At 61.9% G+C, this 14,142-nt stretch carries 14 protein-coding genes; 10 read left to right on the forward strand and 4 right to left on the reverse strand.

Annotated features, from left to right (window positions below; all coding sequences use genetic code 11):
• The first annotated feature begins 138 nt into the window (after positions 1-138).
• A complete protein-coding gene (locus NW822_RS04610; protein ID WP_414361807.1) occupies positions 139-315 on the forward strand; it encodes a hypothetical protein in 177 nt (58 codons plus the stop codon).
• 48 nt (positions 316-363) lie between these two features.
• Here the strand turns inward: NW822_RS04610 and pip are convergent, their stop codons facing one another.
• Positions 364-1,314: a prolyl aminopeptidase gene (pip, locus tag NW822_RS04615; RefSeq protein ID WP_414361804.1), complete on the reverse strand. Its 951-nt coding sequence runs from the start codon at positions 1,312-1,314 to the stop codon at positions 364-366.
• Between the two features lie 26 nt (positions 1,315-1,340).
• Positions 1,341-3,548: a glycoside hydrolase gene (locus NW822_RS04620; RefSeq protein WP_414403667.1), complete on the reverse strand. Its 2,208-nt coding sequence runs from the start codon at positions 3,546-3,548 to the stop codon at positions 1,341-1,343.
• 175 nt (positions 3,549-3,723) lie between these two features.
• On the opposite strand from NW822_RS04620, the gene NW822_RS04625 reads away from it, so the two are divergent.
• From NW822_RS04625 to NW822_RS04635, 3 genes are all read left to right on the forward strand, one after another.
• Positions 3,724-4,266: an HNH endonuclease gene (locus tag NW822_RS04625; RefSeq protein ID WP_414361800.1), complete on the forward strand. Its 543-nt coding sequence runs from the start codon at positions 3,724-3,726 to the stop codon at positions 4,264-4,266.
• A gap of 47 nt (positions 4,267-4,313) precedes the next feature.
• On the forward strand, positions 4,314-4,877 hold the full coding sequence (locus NW822_RS04630) for a phycobiliprotein lyase (RefSeq protein WP_414361821.1): 564 nt from the start codon (positions 4,314-4,316) through the stop codon (positions 4,875-4,877).
• Between the two features lie 123 nt (positions 4,878-5,000).
• On the forward strand, positions 5,001-6,875 hold the full coding sequence (locus tag NW822_RS04635; protein ID WP_414403668.1) for an AAA family ATPase: 1,875 nt from the start codon (positions 5,001-5,003) through the stop codon (positions 6,873-6,875).
• Here the strand turns inward: NW822_RS04635 and glcD are convergent.
• Positions 6,872-8,362 (reverse strand): glycolate oxidase subunit GlcD, encoded by a 1,491-nt coding sequence (glcD, locus tag NW822_RS04640; RefSeq protein ID WP_414361795.1) that lies wholly within the window; start codon positions 8,360-8,362, stop codon positions 6,872-6,874. The genes NW822_RS04635 and glcD overlap by 4 nt on opposite strands.
• A gap of 62 nt (positions 8,363-8,424) precedes the next feature.
• Between glcD and NW822_RS04645 the strand changes: the two genes are divergently transcribed.
• The 4 genes from NW822_RS04645 to NW822_RS04660 all read left to right on the forward strand — a co-directional run bounded on the left by NW822_RS04645 (position 8,425) and on the right by NW822_RS04660 (position 11,222).
• Positions 8,425-9,651: a class I SAM-dependent methyltransferase gene (locus NW822_RS04645; RefSeq protein WP_414403669.1), complete on the forward strand. Its 1,227-nt coding sequence runs from the start codon at positions 8,425-8,427 to the stop codon at positions 9,649-9,651.
• 117 nt (positions 9,652-9,768) lie between these two features.
• A complete protein-coding gene (gene rpmI / locus NW822_RS04650) occupies positions 9,769-9,969 on the forward strand; it encodes a 50S ribosomal protein L35 (protein WP_414361819.1) in 201 nt (66 codons plus the stop codon).
• A gap of 96 nt (positions 9,970-10,065) precedes the next feature.
• Positions 10,066-10,422, forward strand: a complete 357-nt coding sequence (rplT, locus tag NW822_RS04655) for a 50S ribosomal protein L20 (RefSeq protein ID WP_414403670.1) — start codon at positions 10,066-10,068, stop codon at positions 10,420-10,422.
• 77 nt (positions 10,423-10,499) lie between these two features.
• Positions 10,500-11,222: a transporter substrate-binding domain-containing protein gene (locus tag NW822_RS04660; protein WP_414403671.1), complete on the forward strand. Its 723-nt coding sequence runs from the start codon at positions 10,500-10,502 to the stop codon at positions 11,220-11,222.
• Here NW822_RS04660 and purH read toward each other — a convergent pair.
• Positions 11,219-12,826 (reverse strand): bifunctional phosphoribosylaminoimidazolecarboxamide formyltransferase/IMP cyclohydrolase, encoded by a 1,608-nt coding sequence (purH, locus tag NW822_RS04665; protein ID WP_414403672.1) that lies wholly within the window; start codon positions 12,824-12,826, stop codon positions 11,219-11,221. The genes NW822_RS04660 and purH overlap by 4 nt on opposite strands.
• A gap of 173 nt (positions 12,827-12,999) precedes the next feature.
• Here purH and NW822_RS04670 point away from each other — a divergent pair, with 173 nt between their 5' ends.
• Positions 13,000-13,692 (forward strand): MotA/TolQ/ExbB proton channel family protein, encoded by a 693-nt coding sequence (locus NW822_RS04670; RefSeq protein WP_414361815.1) that lies wholly within the window; start codon positions 13,000-13,002, stop codon positions 13,690-13,692.
• 3 nt (positions 13,693-13,695) lie between these two features.
• Positions 13,696-14,121 carry an ExbD/TolR family protein gene (locus NW822_RS04675; RefSeq protein WP_414361783.1) on the forward strand — a complete coding sequence of 142 codons (426 nt, stop codon included), beginning with the start codon at positions 13,696-13,698 and terminating at the stop codon, positions 14,119-14,121.
• Positions 14,122-14,142 lie beyond the last annotated feature (21 nt).

Consider the following 14,142-nt stretch of genomic DNA (forward strand, 5'->3'; position numbering starts at 1 on the left):
TTTCCTCCCCTCGAGCTTACCGAAGCTCAAAAGGGGTAGGTTTATTGGCTCTAATTCTTGCCTGGCTTTGCTGCTGCTTGCAGCGAGCTGGGGTGCTGTTTTCAAGTCTTTTTGAGCATGAGTTGGAGGAACGTTGGAATGAACCGGCAGACAGTTCAGGTTAAGAGCGAGACCCGTAACCACCAAGGCCACTTTATCCCACAATCAGAGTACGTCCTAGTCGATGCCAACTGCAACGGCTGGGCGCTCATTTGTGCTGACAATGCCCGCTGCTACTACGTTGATCCCGATGCCCTCCAGTTTGAGGCCGGCTGAGGCTTAGTGCTGGAAATGGCAGACCTGCTTTGAAGTCATCCTAGGCTCTTAGAGCTGAGCAAAGCGATCGGTGGCTGCCAGGAGGGCGGTGCGGATCCCGGGCTCAGTGATGGCGTGGCCGGCATCAGGAATGAGGTAAAACTCCGCCTCTGGCCAGGCCTGATGCAACTCCCAGGCAGAAATGGGAGGACAGACGACATCGTAGCGGCCCTGGACAATGACAGCCGGCAGGTGGCGCAGGCGCTCTACCCCCTTAAGGAGTTGATCCTCCGCCTCCAAAAAACCGTGGTGGATAAAGTAGTGGCACTCTAGGCGGGCAAAGGCCTCGGCAAAGCTCTCCTGGCCAAAGCGCTCGATGAGCTCAGGGCTGGGGATCAGCTTGCTGGTGCTGGCCTCCCAAATGGCCCAAGCGCGGGCTGCCTTTAGGCGCACTTGAGGATCGGGGTCGGTGAGGCGGCGGTAGTAGGCTGCCAGCAGGTCATCCCGCTCTTCGGGGGGGATGGGCTCGAGGTAGTGTTGCCAGGCATCGGGAAAAAGGTAGCTGGCCCCCTCCTGGTAAAACCAGCGGATTTCAAAGGAGCGGAGTAGGAAGATCCCCCGCAAGATAAACCCCAGACAGGACTGGGGGTGGGTCTGGCCGTAGGCTAAGGCAAGGGCGCTGCCCCAGCTTCCTCCAAAGACAAACCAGCGTTCAATGCCCAAGTGCTGGCGCAGCCTCTCAATATCGGCCACCAGATCCCAGGTGGTGTTCTCCCGCAGCTCAGCGTAGGGGCGGCTCTTGCCGCAGCCGCGTTGATCAAACAGCACCACCCGCCAGCGGCTGGGATCAAAGTACTGCCGGTAGAGGGGATCGATCCCACCCCCTGGCCCCCCATGCAAAAACACCACCGGCTTGCCCGCCGGGTTGCCGCACTGCTCGTAGTAGAGGGTGTGCAGGGAAGAGACGGGGAGAAAGCCGTGATCGTAGGGCTCGATGGGCGGATAGAGCTCGCGCTGCATAGGCAGATCTGGAAACAAGCAGCTTTCTAGGGCCTGCGCAGGGCAATGGTGGCCTTGGGGGGGATCCCTTCTTGGAAGGTCTCGCCATCGGCGGCCACGATGACAAACTGCAGCTCCTGCCCCGGCTGGGCACCCAAATTGCTCCAGGGAATGGCCACCTCCAAACAGGCATCCACCACCGCCTTCACCTGATGGTTGATGGGGTGCCAGCTATGGTACTCCCCTGCCTGCAAGAGCTGAGCCTCGACGGGTGCGGGATGCTGGCCGGTGCCAGGCGGCGGCAGCGACAGCTTCAACAGGTGGCGGTAGAGATAGTTGAGGGGGGCTTCTGCGGGTAATCCCTGTAGGGGAATGGGGCTGTTGACGGTAACGCGGTTGGGATAAAACCAGAGCACCAGCAATTGCTTGGGCCGCTGCACCACCGAGCTAAAATCTAGCCGCAGATAGAGGTTGAAGTGATCGAACCCGTACCAGAGGCGGCGGATGACGCTGTTGCGGTGCATGGTTCCTCGAGCGGCGCCGATCTCCACCCGCCCGGCCTGGCTCCACTCCCGTTCGGCGGGGCGACCGTTGATGGTGGGATGGATAAACCCCTGCGGCAGGCGATCCCCCAGCCCGTCGTGATCCTCGAGGGGAAACTGCAGCGCCGCCGGCACCGCCTCTCCCAAAGCGGTGTAGAGGGCCTGTAGATGTTCCCGGAACAACTGGTCGAAAACGGCATCGTGGGCGGAAGAATGGCCCGCCCCAAACCACCAGAACCAGTCGGATCCCTCGGCCGCCCAGAGGGCTTCCCAGGCCTGGGGGGTGGCGTAAGGGTGATCCTGGATCACCTGGCGGGCTTGGGCCAGGAGCTCCCAGGCGCGGTTTTTGACGGGATCCCCAATCCAAGTGGTCAAGTCGGCCTCAATCCAAGAGCCGCTGTGCAATTGTTCGGCTGGCAGAAACTCGGTGGGAGGGAACTGATCCAAAAACTCGGAGACCGTTACCAAGCGCAGGGCCGGGTGTTGGCTGAGGCGGGTATAGAGGTTTTCCAAGAAGGGCCGGCCATCTTGGGGATAGTACTCCCAGCAATTTTCTCCATCGAGAGCAATGGTGACCAGCCAAGGCTGCTCTGGGGGCAGGCGGTTGCGGATATTCTCCAGATGGCCAATGAGGTCCTTGGCGGCAGCGTCGGCAGGCATGGTGCTGTAGCTAAAGCCAATGAGATCGGAAAGGCGGTGATCCCGGAAGACAATCGCCAGATCCCCCGCCTCGCTCTCAAGACGATAGGGCCGGTAGAGCTTTTCCGGCTCAAGGACATGGCCCTGCTCATCGCGGTGGAAAGGCTGGCCCAGGCTCCAGCCCAGCACTCCCTCGTCAGAGATAATCCACTCAAAGTCCTGCTTGCAGACGATGGGGACAATGGCGGGGCTAACCGCCTGCTCTGAAGGCCACAACCCCCGCGGATCGCGGCCAAAGCGCTCCCGGTAGATCTGCTTGGCCCGCTCCAGTTGGCTGTGGACATCCTGCTCCCAGTGGAAGGGGTAGCGGGGCAGGGGCAAGCCGGGCCGGGCCACCCGCGCCGAGCGCTCGCTTACCAGTAGGGGCAAGATAGGGTGGGTGTAGGGGCTAGTGGTCAACTCCAGTTGGCCGCTACTTTGCAACTTAGCGTGCTGGGGCAGGATGGCGGCCAGGATCTGCTGTTGCTTGGCGTAGATCCGCTGCCGATCCGCCAGGGTAAAGCCGGAGCCCATCTTAATCCAGCCCTCGATCTCCGGATCCTCTTGGAAGAGGGGATCGAACCAGGACAAATTGTGCCAGGCCAGCAGATCGCTGAAGTCTTGCGCTGTCCAGTACTGTAGGCACCAGTTGATCCCTTGCGATTCCCGCTGTTCGTAGAGCTGGCGGTAGCGGGGGTAGGGCTCAATCATGGTGGGGTAATGGCTGTCGAAGAAACGCTCGACAATGAAGCGCCGCTGCTCCGGGGTCAGCTTTTCGACAGGAGATAAAGTCAGCTCCAAATAGGGATCGAAGGCCGAGCCGGCCACGTAGTCCTCAATTTGCACAATGAGAGAGGGCACTAGGTTAACCGTTTGGTGCAGGCGGGGATAGCGCTCCAGCAGCAAAATTAAGTCCAGGTAGTCTTTGATCCCGTGCAGGCGCACCCACGGCAAGCGATACTTGCCTGCCAGCGGACTTTTGTAGAGGGGCTGGTGTTGGTGCCAAACCAGGGCGACATACAGCGGGTGGGTCATGGGAGGCACGGGATCCAACCATCACCCGGATACTAGCCCATCTGTCCGCCTCTCGATCGCAAGAAACTCTGGAAGGTTAAATGGTGGGGCTCCACCTGGATGGGGCCCACTGCGGGAAAACCTTGTCATTTGCCAGATTTCTCAGGACAATGGCGGCAAATGGAAGAGCTAAGGCATGACTGCTGCTACCCACGTCCTGGAACAGTCGATTGTTGTCTTTTCCCAAAACTACTTGCCCATTAGCCGGGTCAACATTAGGCGGGCGATTGTGCTGCTGCTGACGGGCAAGGCAGAGCCGCTGGCGATGATGAATGTGCCGGTATGGAAAGTGCGCTCCCCCAGCCAGGTGATCGAGGTGCCCGAGCACATCCGCCTGACCATCAAAGGCAAGGAGCGATCCTGGCGGGTGCCCCCTGTCAACCGGCGGGAGGTTTTGCGACGGGACCACCACACCTGTCAGTACTGCGGCAGCACCCATAACCTAACCCTGGATCATGTCGTGCCTCTTTCTCGCGGGGGATCCCACACTTGGGACAATGTAGTCACGGCCTGCGAGCGCTGCAACCAGCGCAAGGGCAACCGCACTCCTGAAGAGGCCAATATGCCTCTGCGCAGCAAACCCCGCGCCCCCCTCCACCCGACGGTGGCTTTTGCCGAGCAGTTTTGGCACAAACAGCAGAGCCGGCAAGAGCAAATCTACGGCTACAGCACAAGCTAGAATCGGCAAATCCCGGTTGTTATCGATGAGGATCCGCGTCGGCCATGATGACCGTAATGGAGTTTTTTGCCCTCAGCGCTGGCGAGTGGATGTGTCAGCGCACCAGCCATCACTTGGCTTTTCGCCGCTCTGAAGGAGGGAGGTCGCGGCTGCAAATTGCCACCCTTGCGGCAACCGATCCAGCTGTCATTCGGGTTTGCGAGCTGTTCAAGGTGGATCCGCAGCGGGCGGTGGGGGCAGCACGGGTACAGTGGCAGGGGGAGCAGGACTGGGACAACGAAGAGTACAAAGGCGATGTGGTGCTGGTTCCGATTCCCGATCCTGACAACCCCATGCGGGGGCAACTGCTGCGGGATCAGGGCTATGCTGAGAAAGTGCCGGTGGCGGGTACCTATGTGATGGGAGCCGATGGCGCCCTCACCCTCTACACCGAGTACGAAATGACCGAGTCGGAGGAGCGCATTTGGTTTGCCAGCCCCAATCTCCGCCTGCGGACTAGCATTGTCAAGCGCTTCGGCGGCTTTAGCATGGCTTCTTTCTGCTCCGAGGTGCGCAAGCTCTCCGCCAGCCCTTCCCCCCTCTCGGCCATGGCCGAGTCCCGCTCTCCCTAGGCGGGGGCTGACCAGATCCCTGGCTGAAAGTTGGCTCCTTTTGGGTGGGGGGAGAGCCTCAGCCAGCAAGGGATGGGCTAAAACCTCTGTTGGTGGGTTATTTGTAGACGGAAAACCCCGGCTGTGGCGGATCTAAGCAATTTTATCCAGGGTATTGAGCAGCTTATCGAGCTAGCCCAGAAGCTGGACGAGAAAAGAAACACGGGGGAGCTGCGAACCGAGGTGCGCATCCAGGCCCGTCCTTTGGGCAGCTCTATCCCCCCTTCCGGCTCCATCCCCCGTCGCCGCAGCAGCGCCCAGCCAAGGGATCCCTCCTGGAGCAGCGAGCCCCAAGGGATGTCTGCAACCCGCTTCCAGGAAACCTCTGGGGCTGCTGGGACAATCCCTGCCGAGCGCCCAGGGTCAAGGTCCAAGTTGTGCCTCAAGGACGTAGGGGGGCTTAAGGAACAACTGCAAGCCTTGCGGGAGTTGGTGGAGATTCCCCTCAAGCGGCCCGATCTACTGGCTAAGTTGGGGCTGGAGCCGCCCCGTGGCGTGCTGTTGGTTGGCCCCCCTGGCACTGGCAAAACCCTGACGGCCCGCGCCCTGGCCGAGAGCCTGGGGGTGAACTACATTGCCGTCGTGGGCCCGGAGCTGATTGGCAAGTACTACGGCGAGGCGGAGGCGCGCCTGCGGCAGCTGTTTGAGCAAGCGGCTAGGTCTGCCCCTTGTCTGGTGTTTATCGACGAAATTGACGCCCTTGTGCCCAATCGCAGCACCGTCGAGGGGGAGGTGGAAAAACGCTTGGTGGCCCAGCTGCTGGGGCTAATGGACGGGTTTGGGGCCCAAGAAGGCGTTGTGGTGCTGGCAGCCACCAACCGACCTGAAGCTTTGGATCCGGCCCTGCGGCGACCGGGGCGCTTTGACCGGGAGATCATCTTTAGGGTGCCGGATCGGGAGGGGCGGCGGGAGATCCTGGCCATTCACACCCGCGGCATGCCCCTGGCAGAGGATGTGGATTTGGACAGCCTAGCAGATCAGACGCTGGGCTTTGTAGGCGCGGATCTGCGGGGCCTGTGCCAGGCGGCCGCCTATGCGGCTTTGCGGCGCCAGGTGCCGGATCTAGAATCCCCCATTCCTGAATCCCTAAAAGTGACGGCAGCGGACTTTCAAGAAGCTCTGCAACAAGTGAAGCCGGCGGTGTTGCGCTCGGTGGAAATTGAATCCCCCCAGGTGAGCTGGGATCACATTGGCGGCCTGGAGCACGCCAAGCAGGTTTTGCAGGAGGCCATCGAGGGATCCCTGCTGCACCCAGAGCTGTACGAGCAGGCCCAGGCCCAAGCCCCCAAAGGGATCCTCCTCAGTGGGCCCCCCGGCACCGGCAAGACTCTCCTGGCCAAGGCCATTGCCTCCCAGGCCAAGGCCAACTTCATCGCCGTCTCCGGCCCAGAGCTCTTGAGCAAGTGGGTGGGCTCCTCCGAGCAGGCGGTGCGGGAACTCTTTGCCCGTGCCCGCCAATGCGCTCCCTGTGTGATCTTCATCGATGAGATCGACACCCTGGCGCCGGCACGGGGCAGTTACTCCGGCGATAGTGGCGTCAGCGACCGGGTCCTGGGGCAACTCCTAGCCGAACTGGACGGGATCCGCTCCAGCCAGGGGGTCTTGGTGGTGGCGGCCACCAATCGCAAGGAGAGTTTGGATCCCGCCCTCACCCGCGCCGGCCGGCTGGAGCTGCACCTGAGTGTGGAGCTGCCGGATCGCGCCGCACGGCGGGAAATCTTGGCTGTGCACAACCGCAGGCGCCCCCTGGGGCCAGATGTGGATCTGGAGGTGTGGGCTGAGCGCACCGAGGGCTGGAGCGGCGCCGACCTGGCTTTGTTAAGCAACCGTGCCGCCATTGCCGCCATTCGCCGCCACCGCGCCACTTCTGCCTCCTTAGACGCCAAGGCCTTGGTCATTGGCCAGGAGGACTTTGCCCAGGCCTTCGCTGAGCTCCAGCAGCAGCGGCAGGTCAGCTAGAAGACAGGGATCCCTTGCCATTCCGGTTGCCGATGGGCATGGGCCGCCTCGCCGCAAGTGCGGGGGGTGGGAAAGATCTTGTCGGGGTTGGCCAGATGCTGCGGGTCGAACACCTGCCGCACCCACTGCATGCTCTCCAAATCCGTGGGCGTAAACATCTCCGACATGTAGCAGCGCTTGTCGGCCCCGATGCCATGCTCGCCAGAGATGCTGCCTCCCAGGCGTACGCAGAGCTTGAGGATCTCACCCCCCAGCTTCTCCACTTGTTCCAGGGATCCCGGCACCGACTCGTCGTAGAGAATCAGCGGATGGAGATTGCCGTCGCCGGCGTGGAACACATTGGCCACCCGGTAGCCGTATTCGCGGCTGAGGCGCTCAATTTCTTTGAGGACATAGGCTAGCTGGCTGCGGGGGATCACCCCATCCTGGACGTAGTAGTTGGGGCTGAGCTTGCCCATTGCAGCAAAAGCCGCCTTGCGCCCTTTCCACAGCCGCGCCCGCTCTTCTGGGTCAGAGGCAACTTGCACCTGGCGGGCGCCGTTTTTGAGGCATAGCGCCCTCACCTGTTGGCTAGCTTCCTCCACCTCCAGCGCCAGCCCGTCCACCTCCACCAGCAAGATGGCTGCCGCATCCCGCGGGTAGCAGCCCAACTGCACCACATCCTCGACGGCGTTGATGCTGAAGTTGTCCATGATCTCCAGGCCGGCGGGGATGATCCCAGCAGCGATGATGTCGGAAACAGTGGCTCCTGCCGCCTCAACGCTCTCAAAATCTGCAAGCAAGACCTGCACCTGAGCCGGCGCCTTGAGCAAGCGGAGGGTGATCTCCGTCGCAATCCCCAGGGTGCCCTCAGAGCCGACAAACAGGCCCACCCAGTCGTAGCCGGGCATCTCCGGGATCTTGCCCCCCCAGCGCACCACCTCCCCATCCGGCAGCACCACGGTCAGGCCGAGGATGTGGTTGGCTGTTACCCCGTACTTGAGGCAGTGGACGCCGCCGGAGTTTTCCGCCACATTGCCGCCGATGGAGCAAACCGACTGGCTAGAGGGATCCGGCGCATAAAAATAGCCCTGGGCGGCCACCGCTTGGGTAATCCAGGCGTTGATTACCCCCGGCTGCACCACCATGCAGCGGTTGTCTAGGTCAATCTCCAGGATCTGTTTCATCAGGGTGGTGGCGATGACGACGCTATTTTCCACGGGTAGCGCCCCTCCCGAAAGGCCAGTGCCGGATCCCCGGGCCACAAAGGGCACCCGATAGCGGTTGCACAGCTTCACCACCTGCGCCACCTCCTCCGTGGTGCGCGGCAACACCACCAAAGCCGGCCTTTGCCGGTAGCTGGTCAGCCCGTCGCACTCGTAAACCAGCAGCTCCTCCGGCTTGCTGATCACTCGCTGCGGATCGAGAATTTTTTTGAGCTCAGCCGTCAGCTTGATCCAGTCGAAAGTAAGGCCAGTTTGCAGAGGAGGGGAAGGACGTACAACCATAGATCGTCGGGGAGAAATGTCCTCAGAGGAGATATCGTCACTATAGTCTGGCCGGAGAGCCTATGCAGTCCCGCAGCGCCGAACAGATCCTCGAACAAGTGCGGCAGCTCTACGACCTCTACCCCTTCCCGCCACAGCCCATCGCCACCGTTCCCCCGCCAGGGTGGAACTGGCGCTGGAGCTGGCCCCAGGCCTATGCCTTCTGCACAGGTGCTCATCCAGGCCGCCGCCCAGTGCGCATTCTGGACGCTGGCTGCGGCTCTGGGGTGGGGACGGAGTATATCGCCCACCAAAACCCCAACGCCGAAATCTGGGCCTTTGACCTAAGCAGCCGCGCTCTAGAGATTGCCGAGGCCCGCTGTCGGGCTTCCCAGGCACCACCGGTGCACTTTCGCCAGCTCAACGTCTACGACATCGACCAACTGCCAGGGCAGTTTGACTTCATCAACTGCGTGGGTATGCTCCACCACTTGCCCGATCCAGCAGCGGGGCTCCAGGCGCTGGCCAGCAAATTGGCTCCCGGTGGAATCCTGCATTTGTTTGTCTACGGCGAGCTGGGCCGCCATGAGATTCGCCTCATGCAGAAGGCCATCCGCCTCTTGGTTACCGGCTCTGAACACCAACCCCTCGCTTCCCCAGAGCAATTGCAAAAGGCCCTCCAGGTGGGTCGCCGTCTTTTCGAGATCCTGCCGGCAAGCAACCGCATCCAGCAGCAGGAACAGGCCCGCTGGGCCATCGAGAACGTGGACGACGAATGCTTTGCCGATATGTACCTGCACCCGCAGGAGGTGAACTACAACATTGAGACCCTATTTGAGCTGATCCGCGCCTCCGGACTGCAGTTTCTGCGCTTTTCCAACCCGGAGTTTTGGCGGCTGGAGCGGGTGTTGGGCCAGGATGAGGCCCTACTAGCCCAGGCGGCTCAACTGCCGGAGCTGGAGCGCTACCGCCTGATTGAGCTGCTGGATCCGGTGGTGGCCCACTACGAGCTGTTTCTTGGCAAGCCCCCCATTTGCCGCTGGGAATGGACCCATCCAGAGGAGGTGGCCGCGGCAGTGGCTCACCTCAGCCCCTGCCTGGGTCTGTGGCCAGGGCGGAGCCTCTTCAACTACGCCTACGAGGCCATCTCCCTCAGCGAGGAGGCCTTTGCCTTTTTGCAGCAGGTGGACGGGATCCGCACCGTCCAAGCCCTTCAAGAGAGCCTAGACTCTCCCCTGAGCTGGCCGCAGTTGCAGCAGTTGCTGCGCTGGCAGGTGCTGCTCTTGGAGCCGCAAGAGAACGGTTTTTGAGGGCTCTTGGCGAGTCTGAGACAGAAAGAGGCTACTGCGGCATTTGCTTTCTTGGACTTCCCTAGCTTATGCTAGGAGACTGTGACCTTTCCCCTGGCCATTTCTGGGGTTATCGCCATGCCCAAGATCAAAACCCGCAAGGCAGCCGCTAAGCGCTTTCGCCTCACTGGTAACGGCAAGTTCCTGCGCCGCCGAGCCGGGCACAACCACCTACTTGAGCACAAAACCAGCAACCGCAAACGCAAGTTGGCGGGTGTGGCCTTGGTGAGCAAGCAGGATCTGGTCAATGTGCGCCTGATGCTGCCCAACACCCACTAGGGGAAATCCACCCCCTCAGCCTAGGGTGAGCCCTCGCCACAGCAGGCTGGAAGTCTCAAGCTCTGTTGGCCTCGGTATCTGTATTGGGTTACTGCCATGAGAGTCAAACGCGGCAATGTTGCCCGCAAGCGTCGTAAGAAGATCCTCAAGCTAGCCAAAGGCTTTCGCGGAGCCGGCTCCAAGCTGTTTCGCACTGCCAACCAGCAGGTGATGAAGGCGCTGCGCCGCGCCTACCGGGATCGCCGCCGCAAGAAGCGGGATTTTCGCCGCCTCTGGATTGCCCGCATCAACGCCGCCACCCGTGCCCAGGGCCTGCGCTACAGTGAGTTCATCGACGGCCTCAAGAAAGCCAATATCCAGCTCAACCGTAAAATGTTGGCCCGCCTGGCTTTCCTGGATCCCGAAGCCTTTACCCAAGTGGTGGAGGCAGCCCGCCAGGCTCGCGCCTCCTAATGGAAGCGCGGTCTCCGTTGGCCACGGCGGTCGGGAAGGTTTGCTTGGCGGCCAGCCTAGCTTTAGCTGGCGGGGGGATGGGGATTCCTGCTGCTGCCCGCCCCTGGCTGGAGATTGTTCGGTCGGGGCAGTTGCGAGTGGCGGTCAAAGACAACCTCCGGCCCTTGGGGTTTCGCGATGCCGAAGGCAAGCTGCAGGGGTTTGAGATTGACCTAGCCCGCGAGCTGGGGTCCCGGCTGCTGGGATCCCCGGCGGCGGTGGAGCTGGTGCCGGTGAGCAATAGGGAGCGGCTGCAGGCAGTGGCCACTGGGAGGGTGGATCTGGCCATTGCCCAAATTGGCATCACGCCGGATCGGGCGCGCCAGGTGGAGTTGACCTCGGCCTACTACCTGGATGGCTCCAGCTTGGTTGTGGCCCGTTCCCAAAACTGGACGAGCTGGTCGGATGTGGGCGGCGCGCGGATTGCCGTCCTGCGCGGATCGGCTGCTATTGCTTACCTCCAGCGCTACCTCCCAGGGGTTGAGTTGGTGGCGGTGGATTCCTACCGGGAAGGGGCGGAGTTGCTCCTAAAAGGAGCGGTACAGGTCTGGGCAGCGGATCGCTCGGTGCTGGCGGGGTGGCTGGCGGAGCACCCCCAGTTTCAGTTTTTGGGATCCCCGTTGGCGGCGGTGGGGCTGGGCATTGCCCTGCCCAAGGGGCTGGAGCATGCTGAATTGCGGCTGCGGGTGCGCCGCGAGCTGGAAAACCTGCGCGCCGAGGGCTGGCTGGCGGAGCGGGCCAGAGCCTGGGGTCTGCCCTAGTGCAAAAAGTGACGGATGCCAGTGCAGACCATGGCCATGCCGGCAGCATTGGCAGCAGCAATGGAATCGGCATCGCGGAGACTGCCTCCCGGCTGGATGATGGCGCGGATCCCAGCACGGGCTGCCGCCTCCACACTGTCGGCAAAGGGGAAAAAGCCGTCGCTGGCCAAAACTGCTCCTGCTGCCTGCGAGCCAGCCTGGCGAAGGGCAATCTCGACAGCGCCCACCCGGTTCATCTGGCCTGCGCCAATGCCGAGGGTCTGCCCCTGCCGGGCAACGACGATGGCGTTGGATTTGACGTGTTTGCAGACTATCCAGGCAAACTCCAGATCCGCCCACTCTTCCGGTGTCGGCTGGCGCTCGCTCACCACCCGCCAGGACTGCCGGCGGTCGGCTTCCTGGGGCAAGTCGGCCTCCTGCACCAGAAAACCCCCCGCCAGTGTGCGGAGGTTTTGGGTTGGCCCAACCTCAAAGTCCGGCAAAACCAGAAGCCGCAAGTTCTTTTTGGCTGCCAGTTGCTCAGCTGCCTCAGGTGGGCAGGCCGGGACAACCACGCACTCCAAAAAAGGCTCCGCCAGGCGCTGGGCAGTCTCCCTGTCCAACGTCTGGTTCAGGGCAACGATGCCCCCAAAGGCGGAGACGGGATCGGCGGCCAAAGCCGCCTCAAAAGCGGCAGCCAGAGTTGGGCGAACGGCTACCCCACAGGGGTTGTTGTGCTTGACAATCACCGCCACCGCTGGCCTAGGGCCGTTGGCCAGCCCTAGGCTGAGTTCTGCCGCCAGGGCGCGGGCCGCCTCCAGATCCAGCAGGTTGTTGTAGCTCAGCTCTTTCCCCTGCAACTGTTTGGCCCGATGCCAGCCGGGAGCAGCCGCATCCACCACATACCAGGTGGCGGCTTGGTGAGGGTTTTCTCCGTAGCGCAGGCGCTGCCATGGGATCCCTTGCAGTTGAAAAACCTGGGCGGCAGGGGTTGCAGGAGCTGGAGAGGGGCGGGACAGCTCGGAGCGGGCCAGGTAGTGGACAATGGCACGGTCGTAGCTCAACACCCGCTCAAAGGCACGGCGGGCACACTGGAAGCGAAAGGCCAGCCGCTCCGCCTCGCTGGAGGAGCTAGAGAGCAATTGCAAGTACTGAGGGTACTGGCTGGGATCGGTGAGCACGGTAACGTGGGGATAGTTTTTGGCTGCCGCCCGCGCCAGCGTGGGCCCGCCGATGTCAATCTGCTCGAAAGCCTCCTCCAGCGACACCCCTGGCCGGGCCACCGTCTGCTCGAAAGGATAGAAATTGACCACCACCAACTGGATGGGAGGGATCCCTAGGGCCTCCAGATCTGCCCGGTCTTCGCCGCGCTCCAGACGGGCCAGAATGCCCCCGTGAATGCGGGGGTGCAGCGTTTTCACCCGTCCCCCCAAGATTTCCGGGGCGCCGGTATGGTCTGAAACAGGGGTGACCGGGATCCCGGCCTCTAAAAGCGCCTTGGCGGTGCCTCCGCTGCTGAGCAGCTGAAAGCCGTGCTCCTGCACGAGGGCCTGAGCCAGCGGGATCAGGCCAGTTTTATCAAAGACACTGAGAAGCGCCAAAGGGGGGAAGGGCTGAGCAGGCATAGGTTGTTGGTTCCCTCAAACAAAAAATACACCAGCAGCCTCTTGATTCCACGCCTTAAATCAGCAGCTTGGCGTCAAGTGGGCAAAAGGGGATCCCAGCCTTGCTGGGAAAGTGCTATGACAAGAGGGGCGTGAGTCGTCGGGGTTGTATGGCCAGAGTCTTGCAGCTCCTGATCCAGGGTTGGTACTATTCCATCCCCCTGTTGACATTCTCGGTTCTCTCGGTGGCCTGTTGTCTCGAGCGGGCCTTGTTCTGGTGGAAGGTGACCCACCGACAGGAGGAGGTGGTGCGGCAAGCCCTCAGCCAGTACCGCCGCAACCCCAGAGCCGCCCAGTACCTGCTGGAGCAGAATGCGGATCTCCCCATTGCCCGCATCTTTTTGGCCGCCCTGGAGCTCAACGAAGCCAGCCCTGAGGACTTTAAACTGGCCCTAGAGACAGCCCTGGCGGCAGAAGTGCCCCTGCTGAAACGCTTTAACACCCTCTTCGACACGGTGATTACCGTTGCCCCCTTCCTGGGCCTCTTGGGCACTGTGACTGGCATTATCCAGATCCTCAGCTCCATCCAACTGGGGGATATTGGCGGCACCAATACCCAGGGGGTGGGACAAGGAATTGCCGAGGCCCTCTACTCGACGGCCTTCGGGTTAATTGTGGCTATTCCCACCTTGCTGATCTCCAATGTCTTTCGCTCTCTGTACCTGCGGCAACTTTCCAAGATCCAGGAGTACGGCGGCGAGCTGGAGTTGCTGCACCGGCAACGGCTAGAGATGCAAGCCCAGCAGCTTTCCCAGTTTTCCTACACCCAGCCCGGCCCCAGCGGCAGCTCCACCCTTCCCCCCTACTCTCCACTTGAGCCCTCCTAGCCTATGCGCATCCCAGAAGAAAACTTTAGACCCGCCGAGATCAACATCGTGCCTCTCATCGATGTCATCTTCTCTATCTTGGTGTTTTTCGTCATCGCCAGCCTGGTGCTTACCCGCTCCGAGGCTCTCGAGGTCAATTTGCCAGAGGCCTCCACAGCCGAAGCCCGCCGCCAGCCAGACGTTACGGTGAGCATCACGGCTGAGGGCCAAATTGCCGTCAACCGCAAGAAAATTGCCAATCTTGACGCTCTGATCCCAGCAGTGGAACGCATCCTGGCCGAGAAGCCGGCTGAAGGGCGACGCTTGGTGGTGATCAATGCCGACTTGGCCCTCTCCCACGGCAAAGTGGTGGAGGTCATGGATGCCCTGCAGCGGCTGCCCAACGTCAGCCTGGCCATTGCTGCCCGCCGCCCTAGCAATAGCCGTTAACAGGCTCCCCGCTGCGAGAGA

The sequence above is a fragment of the Synechococcus sp. H70.2 genome (assembly GCF_047462275.1).
In the GTDB taxonomy this organism is placed as follows: domain Bacteria; phylum Cyanobacteriota; class Cyanobacteriia; order Thermostichales; family Thermostichaceae; genus Thermostichus.

What these genes read in the sequence shown, in the direction of transcription:
- NW822_RS04620 (WP_414403667.1), bottom strand. Translation starts at nt 3,548, where the DNA reads ATGACCCACCCGCTGTATGTCGCCCTGGTTTGGCACCAACACCAGCCC.
- rpmI (WP_414361819.1), top strand. Translation starts at nt 9,769, where the DNA reads ATGCCCAAGATCAAAACCCGCAAGGCAGCCGCTAAGCGCTTTCGCCTC.
- NW822_RS04610 (WP_414361807.1), top strand. Translation starts at nt 139, where the DNA reads ATGAACCGGCAGACAGTTCAGGTTAAGAGCGAGACCCGTAACCACCAA.
- NW822_RS04625 (WP_414361800.1), top strand. Translation starts at nt 3,724, where the DNA reads ATGACTGCTGCTACCCACGTCCTGGAACAGTCGATTGTTGTCTTTTCC.
- NW822_RS04660 (WP_414403671.1), top strand. Translation starts at nt 10,500, where the DNA reads ATGGGGATTCCTGCTGCTGCCCGCCCCTGGCTGGAGATTGTTCGGTCG.
- glcD (WP_414361795.1), bottom strand. Translation starts at nt 8,362, where the DNA reads ATGGTTGTACGTCCTTCCCCTCCTCTGCAAACTGGCCTTACTTTCGAC.
- pip (WP_414361804.1), bottom strand. Translation starts at nt 1,314, where the DNA reads ATGCAGCGCGAGCTCTATCCGCCCATCGAGCCCTACGATCACGGCTTT.
- NW822_RS04630 (WP_414361821.1), top strand. Translation starts at nt 4,314, where the DNA reads ATGACCGTAATGGAGTTTTTTGCCCTCAGCGCTGGCGAGTGGATGTGT.
- purH (WP_414403672.1), bottom strand. Translation starts at nt 12,826, where the DNA reads ATGCCTGCTCAGCCCTTCCCCCCTTTGGCGCTTCTCAGTGTCTTTGAT.
- rplT (WP_414403670.1), top strand. Translation starts at nt 10,066, where the DNA reads ATGAGAGTCAAACGCGGCAATGTTGCCCGCAAGCGTCGTAAGAAGATC.
- NW822_RS04645 (WP_414403669.1), top strand. Translation starts at nt 8,425, where the DNA reads ATGCAGTCCCGCAGCGCCGAACAGATCCTCGAACAAGTGCGGCAGCTC.
- NW822_RS04675 (WP_414361783.1), top strand. Translation starts at nt 13,696, where the DNA reads ATGCGCATCCCAGAAGAAAACTTTAGACCCGCCGAGATCAACATCGTG.